The organism is Paraflavitalea devenefica (genome assembly GCF_011759375.1).
GTDB classification, from domain to species: domain Bacteria; phylum Bacteroidota; class Bacteroidia; order Chitinophagales; family Chitinophagaceae; genus Paraflavitalea; species Paraflavitalea devenefica.
In genome coordinates this window covers 758,198-771,737 of sequence record NZ_JAARML010000001.1, presented here as the reverse complement: position 1 = coordinate 771,737, position 13,540 = coordinate 758,198, and the positions used below count along the sequence as shown (strand labels likewise).

Annotated in this window: 9 protein-coding genes; 5 read left to right on the top strand and 4 right to left on the bottom strand. The window is 47.6% G+C overall.

Annotated features, from left to right (window positions below):
• Window positions 1-78: 78 nt before the first annotated feature.
• Window positions 79-486: a VanZ family protein gene (locus tag HB364_RS02975; RefSeq protein ID WP_167286406.1), complete on the top strand. Its 408-nt coding sequence runs from the start codon at window positions 79-81 to the stop codon at window positions 484-486.
• 390 nt (window positions 487-876) lie between these two features.
• On the opposite strand, the gene HB364_RS02970 is transcribed toward HB364_RS02975, so the two are convergent.
• On the bottom strand, window positions 877-1,443 hold the full coding sequence (locus tag HB364_RS02970; RefSeq protein WP_167286405.1) for a hypothetical protein: 567 nt from the start codon (window positions 1,441-1,443) through the stop codon (window positions 877-879).
• A 144-nt stretch (window positions 1,444-1,587) separates the two neighbouring features.
• The gene (gene prfA / locus HB364_RS02965; protein ID WP_167286404.1) at window positions 1,588-2,652 is read right to left on the bottom strand and encodes a peptide chain release factor 1; all 1,065 of its coding nucleotides are present in this window, start codon (window positions 2,650-2,652) and stop codon (window positions 1,588-1,590) included.
• Window positions 2,653-2,801: 149 nt separating this feature from the next.
• Here prfA and HB364_RS02960 point away from each other — a divergent pair, with 149 nt between their 5' ends.
• Window positions 2,802-3,968 carry an amidohydrolase family protein gene (locus tag HB364_RS02960; RefSeq protein ID WP_167286403.1) on the top strand — a complete coding sequence of 389 codons (1,167 nt, stop codon included), beginning with the start codon at window positions 2,802-2,804 and terminating at the stop codon, window positions 3,966-3,968.
• 182 nt (window positions 3,969-4,150) lie between these two features.
• Here HB364_RS02960 and recO read toward each other — a convergent pair whose 3' ends face one another.
• Together recO and porZ are read right to left on the bottom strand one after the other, a co-directional pair.
• Entirely contained in the window at window positions 4,151-4,888 is a 738-nt protein-coding gene (gene recO / locus HB364_RS02955; protein ID WP_167286402.1) for a DNA repair protein RecO, read from the bottom strand.
• Complete coding sequence (gene porZ / locus HB364_RS02950) at window positions 4,885-7,185, bottom strand: type IX secretion system anionic LPS delivery protein PorZ (protein ID WP_167286401.1); 2,301 nt, start codon at window positions 7,183-7,185, stop codon at window positions 4,885-4,887. Before porZ ends, recO begins: the two co-directional genes overlap by 4 nt.
• 270 nt (window positions 7,186-7,455) lie before the next feature.
• Here porZ and HB364_RS02945 point away from each other — a divergent pair, with 270 nt between their 5' ends.
• The 3 genes from HB364_RS02945 to HB364_RS02935 all read left to right on the top strand — a co-directional run bounded on the left by HB364_RS02945 (window position 7,456) and on the right by HB364_RS02935 (window position 13,536).
• Window positions 7,456-9,810 carry an efflux RND transporter permease subunit gene (locus HB364_RS02945; protein WP_167286400.1) on the top strand — a complete coding sequence of 785 codons (2,355 nt, stop codon included), beginning with the start codon at window positions 7,456-7,458 and terminating at the stop codon, window positions 9,808-9,810.
• A 381-nt stretch (window positions 9,811-10,191) separates the two neighbouring features.
• A complete protein-coding gene (locus HB364_RS02940) occupies window positions 10,192-10,347 on the top strand; it encodes a hypothetical protein (protein WP_167286399.1) in 156 nt (51 codons plus the stop codon).
• Window positions 10,348-10,515: 168 nt separating this feature from the next.
• Window positions 10,516-13,536: a SusC/RagA family TonB-linked outer membrane protein gene (locus tag HB364_RS02935; protein ID WP_167286398.1), complete on the top strand. Its 3,021-nt coding sequence runs from the start codon at window positions 10,516-10,518 to the stop codon at window positions 13,534-13,536.
• Window positions 13,537-13,540 lie beyond the last annotated feature (4 nt).

Here is a 13,540-nt window from a genome sequence, read left to right as displayed (position 1 = left end):
GCCCTTTCCGTCTCTTCCACTAAATCATTCAAATCCTGAAAATCGTGGTTCAGACATTTGCTTTATCTTTCCGGCAGTATGACATCACTCTTCCAAAGGCTTTGTTCCAAACCAGGATTTCCCATTGGCTGGACCCTTTTAACCATCGCACTCCTATGCTTACCGGGATCATCCATTCCCGGCAATGGCTTATTCAGCATCCCCCATCTTGATAAAGTGGTGCATGTCATCCTTTTTGGCGGCATTGTGCTCTTTTGGGGAGGTTACTATGCTTTTCGCGCCCAGGCAAGGGCCGGTTGGCGTAAAAAGGCAATACTATGGGCAGTTTTAAGTATAACATTGGGGATTGTCCTCGAATTTGTACAATTTAACTTCATCCCACTCCGCAGTTTTGACAGGGGAGATATTGTGGCAGATGCCGCCGGCTCCGTTGCAGCTTCCCTTTTCCTGCTCTTCTTATATCCCGGGCGACAAATTAAAGACTGATAAACAGGTTATTGCAAAAAAAATGGCCCTTGTAGAAACAAGGGCCGTAACCAAAACTAACTGCTTATGAGAAAATTGACTGCTTTATGTGAGTCTTTTAAAAAGAACTTCAAATATAGTAACGCAAATCCGGTGCCATTAGTATGATCCCTGCCGTTAAAGAAGGTTTAAAATACCCGGCGGAATTTGCTGAATTATGATCTATGAAAGAACTCTGTTGTTGACAGCACAAAGGAACGACCTCTGTCTATATTTTCCATTCTCTTAATGGATTTTTTCAAAATGTTAACATTCACGGACAGCCCAGAAAGGGTTTTATAATTCATTTCAAGGGGTTAAAAAATACCTGTTGATTAAAAGTATATTAAACTTGCCGTAAATGGCTGGCTGCTAACGGCTAAATAACCCTTTTACGGTGTCCGGCACATGGCCGCCCTGACCACCACCGGAGAACATGGTCGCCACATCCTGCAGGTCGGTATCTCCATCACCATCCTTGTCCAGTCCTCCCTGGGTTACTTTGCCCAGTAATCCCTGGATATTAATGTTCTGCGACTTGCCACCGGAGAGCTGGTTAAAAATCCCCTGTATATCAAAGCTATTATCAGCAGGATCATTTGTTTTATTCACCAGTTGCTGAAATACATCAGGCACCAGCTTACCGGCAATGCCGCTGGCAGCCTGCTGATCAAAGCCAAACTTATTCATCAACTGCTGGATCACATTGCCCGAAAGATTTTGAACCACAGGGTTATTGTTGGAAGGGGCTTCCTGTCCGCCAAACAACTTCAGTACATCCTTCAGTCCTCCGGAGGCGATCACCTGTTGAAGGCCGCCGGCAATAGATTGGCCTGTTTCGGCAATCACTTCTTCATTGCGTTCATTGGGAACCGTGGGGTTATTAATAATGGCATCCCCGGCCTGTTCGCGTACGAGGCTAATAAGATTGTCTAACATAAACATTACTTTAATGGTGAATAAAGAAAGTTATGTGTAGAGTCTGGGGTATATGGTATGGTTACCGGCTCGCTTAATGCTGTTTAGCTATCTCGCTCGCCTCTGGCGAGTGAGGCTATTTGGTAGCCTCTGGCTACATGCTTCTTAGTTTTGCTTCGCTATCTTCTCTGCATTCTCTGCAAACTGTAAGGCATCTAAAAATTCCTGGATATTGCCGTTCATAACATCGTCCAGGTTATAAACCGTTAAACCGATCCGGTGATCGGTTACCCGGCCCTGCGGGTAATTATAGGTACGTATCTTGGCACTCCGGTCGCCGGTACTTACCAGGCTCTTCCGGTGCCGGGCTATCTCATCTTCCTGTTTGCGCACTTGTTCTTCGTATAACTTGGTACGGAGCATCTGCATGGCTTTTTCACGGTTCCCTAACTGCGACCGTTCTGTTTGGCATACTACCACCGTGCCGGTTGGTATATGCGTGAGCAGTACTTTGGTTTCTACCTTATTTACGTTTTGTCCGCCGGCGCCGCCGCTTCGGGCTGTTTCCATTTTCACATCTGCCGGGTTTAGTTCAAAGTCCACCTCTTCGGCTTCGGGCATCACCGCTACGGTAGCGGCTGAAGTATGCACCCGTCCGGACGCTTCTGTATCAGGTACACGCTGTACCCGGTGCACGCCACTTTCAAACTTCAGGGTGCCATACACATCATCACCGGTTACTTCCAGTTGCACCTCTTTATAGCCTCCCACTGTTCCTTCTGTTTCACTCAGGATAGCTGTTTTCCAGCCCCTGCGCTCACAATAACGAAGGTACATACGAAGCAGGTTGCCGGCAAATAAACTGGCTTCATCACCACCCGTACCGCCCCGTATCTCCAGGATCACATTCTTTTGGTCCTGCGGGTCCTTGGGTATCAGCAACTGGCGGATCTCCGCCTCCAGCTTTTCTTTCTTTTCTTCCAGCAGGGGCAGTTCTTCCTTGGCCAGCTCGCGCAGCTCCTCATCATCCCCCTTCATAGCCGCCCGGTAACTGTCCAGGTCATTCAGCACTTCCTTATATTGGGTATGGGCCGATACGATCTTCTCCAGGCTGCGGTACTCCTTGCTCAGTTCAGTAAACTTCCTGTTATCGCTTACAATAGCAGGGTTTGTCAATGCCACACCAAGATCTTCAAAACGCGCCCTGATCGCTTCCAGTTTATCTAACATGTTTGCTGTATTTTTATGCCCCTATAGAACAGGAAGCCGGAACCAAAGGTCTGGAGCCAGCGACAAAATGCTGTTTTCAGACTTCCGACCTCAGACTTCTGACTGAGGGCTTTTAAAAGGCTTGCAAAGTTAATCGTTTCATTCTTTACATGGGGTACAGAAAATTCACAGCCGACCATTTATTTACCGGCAACGGGTTATTGGATAACCAGGTGCTGGTTACTGATGAGAAAGGCCGGATAGAAGCCATCCTTCCTGCCGGCGAAGCGGGGGAGGATGTACAGGCTTTCCGGGGCATCCTTTCTCCCGGATTTATCAATGCCCATTGCCACCTGGAGCTCAGCCACCTGAAAGGCATCATACCGCCCCATACCGGCATGATCAACTTCCTGCTGACCGTCATGAGCCGCCGGTTCGTCCCGGAGCAACAGGTCATGCAGGCCATAGCCGATGCGGAAACAGCTATGTTTCAAAATGGTATCGTGGCCGTAGGGGATATCTGCAATACGGCCGACACCCTCCCGCAGAAACAGCACCAACGGTTATATTACCACAACTTTATTGAAGCTACCGGCTTCGTGCCGGCTACTGCCGGTGACCGGTTCCATAAAGCCCTGACAATATGGGAACAATTCAGTGAGGCTGCCGGGCCGGGGGCCAAAAATAACTCCATGGTCCCTCATGCCCCTTATTCCGTTTCCCGTCCCCTCTTTCAGCTCATCACTGATTTCGCAGAGGATGACCTGTTCACCATGCACAACCAGGAGAGCAGGGAGGAAGAAGAATTCTTCAGGACCGGGACAGGCGGTTTTAATCGTTTATATGAAGCCCTCGGGCTCGACATTTCATTTTATAAGCCGGATGGTAAAAGCAGCCTGCAAACCTGCCTGGGCCGGTTCCATGCCGGGGAATCAATCATATTGGTACATAATGTAATGACCAGTGAGGAAGACCTGCAATTTATCCAAAGGCGGCAAGCCCTGCTCCCGGATTGCCATTTTTGTTTGTGTCCTAATGCCAACCTGTATATTGGCAATGGGCTGCCGGACATTGATTTGCTGCGTCGTTATGAGGTAGCCATCGTAATGGGTACCGACAGCCTGGCTTCCAACCACCAGTTAAGCATTTTAGCCGAATTAAAGACCTTACAGCAACACTATCCCGCTATTCCCCTGGAGGAAGGATTACAATGGGCCACCCTCAATGGCGCAAAAGCATTGAACATCCAGGACCGTTTTGGCAGCTTTGAAAAAGGAAAAACACCAGGCGTATTACTATTGGAGCATGATCTGAGCGGCGTGCAGCGGTTATTATAATCTTCTTCAGTCGCCAGCCTCTGGCTGGTGACGGCTATTTCAAAGCCTCTGGCTTTGCTGTTGTCTAAAGGAACTCGTCGAAGAGCGCTGTCCCGTAGGGACTACCGCTTTGTAGAAAAACATTCAACAATGTATTTGTGCCCCGTAGAGCCTGCCCCGCTTTGCGGGGGGCTACCCTGATATTAAGAAAGAACTTCCTGCAGCACCGGCAGCGTTTTTAGTACGCCAAAATCAGCTACATGCAGGGCATAAAAAGTTTGGTAGGCCTGCAGTAAGATCCTCCTTGTTTCCTGGTTCAGGCGTATCTCCTTCAACTCATGCGGCTGCATCACCTTCAGCAACTGGGAAGTAATAAAACTATATTGGCCTTGCAGGAAATAAGGATGGATAGGATGGTCGTGTACAAATTCGCCTTCCTGCAGGTCAAGAAAGGGAGTTGCTTCTGTATAATCATCACTAAACCGGAATCCGTAAAAACTCGTCAGGTGCAGGGCAAAGAACAGGGCAAAATTGCCGGTAACATGTTCGTCGGCCACATCCAGGTGCATAAAGGCATCTTCAATAAAATGGAAAAGATCGGGATTCGCTTCAGGCTGTTTCAGTGTTTTTTGTAACAGCTCCACCATAAACAAGGCTACTGAATTCTTCACCACATTAAAAAACAGGTGTTGGTAAATAGTGCCCCATTTGAACTCCTTAATACGTTGGAGGTTCTTTAGTTCATGGTGATAAACAACGAGGTCCAGGATAGCGGCGGGCTGGAACAGGTTGGCTTTACCAGGCCCTTTCTTCGTAGAGATCCTTACGCCATTCACCAGGTAAGATTGTATGCCGAACAGTTCGGTATAAATGGTCACAATAAGGCTGGTATCACCATACTTAACCGTTCTCAATACAATACCTTTTGTGGAGTGGATCATTGCTTTACAAATACAATTTTAGCAACCGTTTTCTCTTTCTTATTGTCATCGCTCACCAGCACCAGGTATACGCCTGTCGAGATCGTTCTTCCTTTATAATCCTTTCCGTTCCATACCGCCTGTCCGCCCAGGGCTCTGGTTTGGTATACCAGGCGGCCATCCAGCTCTGCTATCTTCACAAGGGCATTATTCGCTACGCCGCGTACAGCGATCGTGCCTGTATAACCGGGCGGCACAGGATTGGGAAATACCAACACATTACTATTCGTGGCAGTGCCTTCAGTGGCGGTGCTCCTAAAAGAGCAAATACCTTTAGCCGTGGCAAAAAATACTTCTCCGCTATGGCCATCAATGGCGATCTGCCGTACATCATCACTCACCAGCGGGCTGTTTTCAGTAGTAAACCGGGCAATTGTTTTAGCCCCATCGGCACTGATCAGCCACACCCCGTGCTGAGTGCCGATCCACTTCCGGTCGGCGCCATCTACAGCAATACTTTGCACCTGTTCATCGCTAAACAGGTAGCCGGCAAAATTGTCCTGCTGCACCACCGGCAAAACTGCTTCACACCCCGCCGCCGTAAACACTTCCTGCGGACATTGAACAATACCGATGCCCTGGCGGGTGCCGATCCATATAAAACCATTCTTATCCTTCGCTATACTCAGTACCTCATTATCGGGCAGATTGCCGTTGCCCCGGCCGGCGCGGTACCATTTCCACTGGTCATCACCGGGATTGTCAATCGTTTGGCCATGATGAAAGCAAAACAGGCCATTGCCCTTGGGAGATACGATCCACTTTTGGTTCACATCATCAATAACGATTTGTGATACGGCATTCTCCGGAACAGAATAGGGTATAAAAAAGTTGCGCCAGGTGCCATCCTGCTTCCTCACGGCAATCGGTTGAAGACCGCCATAATTGGCTATCCATAAATTATTGTCTGTATCAAATGCCAGTCCGCTGACCCGGTAACTGCCAGGGGCAAAATAAGCTGGCAGCAGGGGAGCGTTTTGTTTATAAACCTGGGGCGAGCCGGGTTTAAAATGAAGCAGGCCGCCGCCAAACGATCCTGCCCATACACTTCCATCCGCAGCAGGGTCAGCAGCCACAGCCACCACATCCGGAAAACTATCCATCAGGGGAACGTTACGGGTGTTCACATTCGCCCAGTCATCATGGGTAAATCCATACAGACCATCTTTATTATTGGCAGGTTCCCAGTTGGCAGTTACTGCGCCGGCGCCTGCCCAAAGCATATCATTATATACCTGCAGGGCGCCTGTGGCAATGGAGTAGGGAGAGTTGGGAATAAAAGAATCAAAACCATTGCCCGTATACCTCGATAAGCCGCTCAGCGTATCGGCAATCCAGTAATGGCCGGCGGCAAAAACGGCCTGCTTCGGATGTGGGGTAAACCGGCCATCCTCCATCAGGGCGTCAATATTGCCCTGTGCGGAAAGCGACACTACCCGGCCGGTAGCAGGCAGTGTTTCACTTAGCAACAGCTTGCCGCCGGAAACAGTCATACTATTGATCTTTCCTGCGCTGGCATACATAAAGTTCCAGGTACTATTCATTAACCTGAACAAAGAATCATTCTTCAGGGCTACTAAGTTATTTTGAAATACCACGACCGATTGTACAGAGCCAGCGCTTAACCCATTCATACCGGAAATGAGTTGCCAGTTGCGGAAATCCGATAAGTTGTTGCTGCTAACAGGCGCTTTCTTTAATCCTTCTGCGGTGGCTGCATAAAAAAATTGCCCGTCGGCAGTGACTGCATTCACCCGCACCTTATTGCCGGTATTGCCAATCACATACGTATCTTTTACCTCATACTTCTCCAGGTTAATCACAATAATGCCGATGCCAGTGCTCAGGTAAGCGGCTTGCTGGTAAGGAAAAATGTGGTAAATCGTTTTATCGCCCGTCTGGGAAGAGTGCTGAATCGCATCAATCGCATGAATGGCATTATCTTCTAATACATCAAGGCGACTGTTATAATACGCTACCACCAGCTTATTGCTTGTTGCAGAAAGGCCCAGGGCGCTTACGCCGGTTTCATACAGCCCGTTCACCTTGCTGTAGCGTTCGATAGTATGATCTGCTATATCGATAGAAAAAATGCTCCAGGGGGTAGCGCACCATATCCGGTCGGCAGAAGCGGCTACCTGGGTGGCCTGGTGATAGGGCAGGTGATCTCTCCATTGACCGATGGGCGGCGTCTGGCTCAGTAAAGGGACAGGAAAAAGGAATACCAGGCAATAAAAAGCGAAAATGCGTATTGGCATATAACTCAAAGTTAATTCAATGAAACCAACCAATTAAACGGGCCAAAACTTCATTAATCCCATCAAATTAACTTTCTTTGCCCTCGCCTTTTATTCTCCGCAGAGTCTCCCGCAGGGGACTCTGCGGGTCTTCCCGCCTTTCCGCCTTCCCGGCTAAGGTCGCAGGCGGGCCACCAAAGCATACTTGTAAGTGAGATTTGACCGTTATTATTCCATTCTACGCAGCGTCTCCCGCAGGGGACTCTGCGGATCTTAAATCGTTGATCACTCATGTGGGGAAGCCTTGCACGTTTTATACTACGATTCCGCTGGACATTACTTTTTCTGTTACTGGCCGTTACCGGTTTCATGACCTGGCATGCTATCAAAGTGCAGTTGAGCTATGAATTTACCAGGGCCATCCCCACCGACAATCCCAAATACCAGGCCTACCAGGCATTCCGCCAGCAGTTTGGAGAAGATGGCAACCTGCTCGTCATTGGTGTGCAAACAGAACAACTATTCACCGAAAAAATATTCAATGACTACGTGGCCCTCGTGGCCGACCTGAAAAAAGTGCAGGCGGTAGAAGATGTATTAAACGTGCCGGCTGCTACCAACCTGCTCAGGGATTCTGCGGCTGAAAAACTCAATCCGTCACCGGTATTTCCCCCCGGTCCGCTGTCTCAGGCTGCTATTGACAGCAGTGTGGCCGTTTTCCACAGCCTGCCTTTCTACCAGGGATTACTATACAATCCGGCTACATCAGCTTACTTAATAGGTATCCGCATCAACAAAGACGTGCTCAATTCAAAAAAGCGGAATGATGTAGTGGCAGATATCATAAAAGTAGGCGATGCTTTTGGCAAAAAGCACACCATAGAAATGCATTACAGCGGCCTGCCGCTGGTGCGCACCAACATTGCTACCAAGGTAGCCCGGGAAATGCAATGGTTCCTGCTGGGGTCTATCATCCTGTCGGCTATCCTGCTGCTCATCTCTTTTCGCAGCTTCAGCGCCATGGGCCTCTCGCTGGCGGTGGTCATCATTGGTGTACTATGGAGCCTGGGCACCATGGTGCTCATGGGGTATAAAATCACCATCCTCAATGCCCTCATACCCCCGCTGGTGGTGGTCATAGGTATTCCCAACTGTATCTACTTCTTAAACAAATTTCATACGGCCTGGAATGATACGGCGCATATTGCCGATCCGGCGACCAGGAAACATACAGCTCTTACTGAAATGATCAGCCGCATGGGCATTGTAACGCTCTTCTGTAACATTGCGGCCGCCATCGGTTTTGGTGTATTTGCGCTCACCAAAAGTGCGGTGCTCAAAGAATTTGGATTTGTGGCAGGGATCAACATCATGGCCCTCTTCTTCATTTCCATCATATTTATTCCGGTAGTATTGAGCTTTTTGCCGCCGCCCAAATCACGTCATACCCGTTACCTCGATAACAAATGGTTGCTCTCTGTATTGGACAGGCTGGAAATATGGTCGGTAAGTCACCGTGCCATCATCTACCTCGTTACCGGCGTGCTGCTCATAGCGGCAGTGGCCGGCATCTTCCGCCTTCGTTCAGAGGGCTTCATGGTGGATGACCTGCCCAAAACAGATAAGATCTATACCGACCTCAAATTCTTTGAAAAGCACTTTAAGGGCGTCATGCCACTGGAAATAGTGGTAGATACCAAAAGGAAGAACGGGCTCCGGGCCAACATGCTGCAAACCTTTGGTAAAATTGATTCCCTCTCGGCTTTCATCACTGCCCAGCCGGAAATGGCGCGGCCGCTCTCCATTGTGGAGGGGCTGAAATTTGCCCGGCAGGCTTACTATGAGGGAGATAGCGTACAATATGGCCTGCCCACCAGCTTCGACATCGGTTTCCTGGCCCAGTACCTGGGCAGCAAAGCCGAAGACAGCACAGGCAAACAAAACAACTTTACACGGGTGGTGCGTTCTTTCATGGACAGTACCCGCCAGCGTACCCGTGTCAGTGTGAACATGGCCGATGTGGGCAGCAAGCGTTTGCCCGAGCTCATTCAGTCTATACAGAACAAAAGCAGCCAGTTATTCGATACAGCCAGGTACCAGGTTGAATTTACCGGCACTACTGTAACCTTCCTCGAAGGCAGTGCCTTCATCATCAATGGACTCAAAGAAAGTATAGGCTGGGCCTTCCTGCTCATCGCCCTTTGTATGTTGTACCTCTTCAGGTCCTTTAAGATCCTCTTGTGTTCGCTCGTGCCGAACATCATTCCGCTCATCATTACCGCCGGGGTAATGGGCTGGACCGGCGTGGCCATTAAACCTTCTACCGTATTGGTATTCTCGGTAGCCCTTGGTATTGCCATTGACATTACCATCCGCTTCCTGGTCAACTATAAACAGGAGCTGCAGGGCAGTGATAAATCCCCGCAGGAAATAGTCATCAGCACCATTCATAAAACGGGTATCAGCATCATCTATACCTCACTGGTGCTTATTGCAGGGTTTGTCATCTTCTGTTTTAGTGCATTTGGGGGCACCCAGGCATTGGGGTGGCTTACTTCCCTCACCCTGGTACTGGCTACCCTTACCAACCTCATCTTCCTGCCTACCTTGCTCATGACTTTTGTAAAAAAAGAGCGCAAGCAATAAATAATATTACCTGGAAACAGTTTATAAGCCGGCAAATGAACCTTGCCGGCTTCTTTTATTCATATAATTGATTCTTAATATTTCGCCTGTGGAAGGGCGTTAATAAGGTATACGTGGGTACTGTTAGCGTTATAAAAACACATTCACGGTATTGTACGAATCCTAAAAACGTACAATTACTAATGGTAAACCATGAGTATGGCGGTTTAATCAGAAGTGTTAGGACAAACGAACTTATCAAGTTGACCTTTAATGTATTAAAAAATGCATCCCTGCATTAAAAAAATGTATTTTACGCAGCTTGTATATTACTTTTGCTGTCTAAGGCATACTAATTTGTGTTTGTAGTCACAATCGCATAAAGAAACCCAAACTTAAATCATGAGAAAGATTGCTCTGCAATTGTCATTGTTGGTCAACCCTCATAGTGACAATGCCGTTTCTCCACCATTAGCTGCCAATAATTATTATCAGCCGCATCCCGGTTGCAGCAATTCCTCTCATTGTTTAAGGATACAAATAGCAAACGTCTGTTAAGGCTTAAAAGATCAAGGCAGTTCAGTTGATAGATGCCACGGCATTTTTGACAACTGTTCCGGTCACCTGATCTTACAGGGCCTTTGTATGTATAGCCGATTTTCGCTACAATACATGGTTATGAGTATCATTTAATTCTTTATTGTTTTTAAATCTAAAAAACTGTTCATGAGAAAAGCGATCTTATCGTTATTGTGTGTAGCCCTTGGTCTGGGGCAACTATCCGCACAAACCCGGATGATTTCGGGAAAAGTAACTGATTCCAAGGGAGCTCCCATTCCCAATGCATCAGTACTGGAAAAAGGTACCAGCACAGGTACCGTTACAAAAGACGATGGCACCTATTCATTAGGTATCTCCCAAAATGCCAGGATACTGGTAATCTCCTCCATCGGAATGGCTCCTCAGGAGGTCAGCATTGGTTCAAAAAATGTGATCAATGCTACTTTACAACCAGTTGAAAATAGCCTGACCGAAGTAGTGGTAGTGGGTTACCAGACCTTGAAAAGGTCGGAAGTAGCTGGTGCCGTTGCTACGGTGGGTGGAAAGGAACTGGCCCAAAAGCCGATCGGTAACTTTACCCAGTTGCTGCAAGGTAAAGCTACCGGTGTGCAGGTAACTGGCCAAAGCGGTAGGCCCGGCGCTGCGGGTTATATCCGTGTAAGGGGTACCGGCTCTATCAATGCTTCTAATGAACCATTGATATTATTAGATGGTATTCCCATCAGTTCAGTTTCCTACAGCTTGCTGAACCCCAACGATATTGACGATGTTAACATTTTAAAAGATGCCGCCTCCCAGGCCATCTATGGTTCCCGGGCTGCCAATGGCGTAATCGTGATCACTTCCAAAAAAGGCAGGGGAAAACCCGAGATCAGGTATTCCTTCCAATATGGCCGTTCCAAAGCACAGGAACTGAAGAATATAGACTTAATGAACAGCCGTCAAAAACTGGAATATGAATTCGGGGCAGGCCAGTCAAACCCTATCCTCGATTCTATGATCACTAACCGCGTTACAGCAGGCGCATTACCTGCTGGTTCTACCCTGTTTAACCTGACACCAGCCCAAAGAGAGGCGCTGTGGTCGCTGGCCGAAAGCCGCGGCGCAGGTGACTGGGGCGATTATTTGCTGCAGGATGGTACACTTACTTCTCATGAAATAGCAGTATCTGGCTCAGGGGAAAAGGTTAAATACTACTTCTCACTCAATAAGAGCGACAATGAAGGGGTATCCTACGGTTCATTCTGGAATAAAACAGGCGGCCGCTTAAATGTGGAGTACAATGCGCTCGATTGGTTCAAAATAGGTACCAATACAGGGGTTACTTACAGCAAAGAGAACAACGTGCGTTCTTTGTTCAATACCCAAAGCGCCTATATGGCGCTCTTTGCCTTTAATCCTTATGAGCCGGTTCGCATGCCCGATGGCACGTACAACAATACCCATACAGGATACTCTCCGATAGAAGGAACTGATAAGAACCCCAGCTTGCTCAACAGGCTTTCCACCTTCTCTACCTTTTATGGAGAGGCCAAATTTTTCGATCACCTGACATTAAGATCACAGGTAGGTATCAACTACAACACCCTGCAGCAGGAAAACTACCTGATGCCTGGTTCTAACCTGGCGGCTATCTTGGGTTACAACCAGAAAGGGGATGCCGGTAACTGGGACTTTACGTATGTAGTAACCAATACGGCAGCATGGCAGCAAACCCTGGCCGATGTACATTCCTTTACTGTAATGGCTGGTCAGGAATTTACCAAGAACAAATTCTATAGCTGGTCATTGGCTGGACGCGCCATGCCAACGCCCGATGTTAACACCGTAGATAATGCCGGTAGCGCACAAACGGCTACTACCAGCCGGAGCGATTGGGCGCTGTCTTCATTTTTTGGAAATATTTCCTATGACTACGATAAAAAATATTTCCTCACGCTGAGTGGTCGTCGTGATGGATCATCCAGGTTTGGCGCCAATAAACGTTATGCCAACTTCTGGGCCGTAGGTGCTTCCTGGGATATCTTGAAAGAAAACTTTATCAAAGTAGATTTCATCAGTGCTTTAAGGCTGAGGGCTTCCATTGGTACAGCGGGAACCGTTCCTTCAGGATTATATGATAATTTACCTACCTACACATTTACTACCAAATACCGCGATTTACCGTCTGCTATTCCATTACGTCTTGAAAATGCCGATCTTACCTGGGAAGAAAATAAAAACTATGATCTCGGGTTGGATTTTGGATTCCTGAATAACAGGATCACAGGCTCTTTTGATTTTTATAACAAAAAAACAAACGGCCTCATCTATCCTAAGAATGTATCCCTAACAACAGGCTTTGCTAATTATGCAAGCAATATTGGAACTATCCGGAACAGTGGGTATGAAATTTCACTGAACGGTGATCTTATCAGGAGAAAAGACCTTACTGTAAGTCTCTTTGCAAAATATACCAATAACGACAATAAGGTACTGGACCTTTATTCCGATAATGTTCCGCAAACTTTATCCCGCTTTAAAGAAGGAGAACCTTTATATACTTATTTCATGGTGCGTTGGGCAGGTGTTAACCCCGCCAATGGTAAAAACCTTTATTACAAAGCCGATGGAAGCCTGACAGAAACCTATGCTGCCAGCGATGCCGTATTATTAAGCGGAAAATCACCAAACGTTAAATTTTATGGAAGCTTTGGCGCCAATGTGAGCTACAAAGGTTTTGACCTGTCTGCAGAGTTCTACTACTCCGGTGGTAACTACATCATGAACTATATATACCAGAATGGCGCCAGCGATGGGGAGAGCATTGCTGATAACCAATTCACGGATGCGACTAATTACTGGAAAAAACCAGGCGATGTAGTTCCTTTTGCCAACCTGAATGACCGTACACAACGGGTTACTTATGATACCGACAAGTACCTGGAAAAAGGTGATTACGTTTCCCTGAGGGATGTTACGCTCGGCTATACCATGCCGGCTGCTATTGCCCAGAAACTGAAATTTGTAAAAAGCATCCGCCTCTATACACAAGGTACCAACTTGTGGATTGGCACCAAATTCAGGGGCCTTCCCGAAGTAGGTGAAGCAAACGGTGAAAGTACCCTGGTGTCGCCAGGCTTATACAACCTGTATGCACAGCCACAATTACGTGCTATCACTTTTGGTATTGATGTTAGGTTCTAAATGA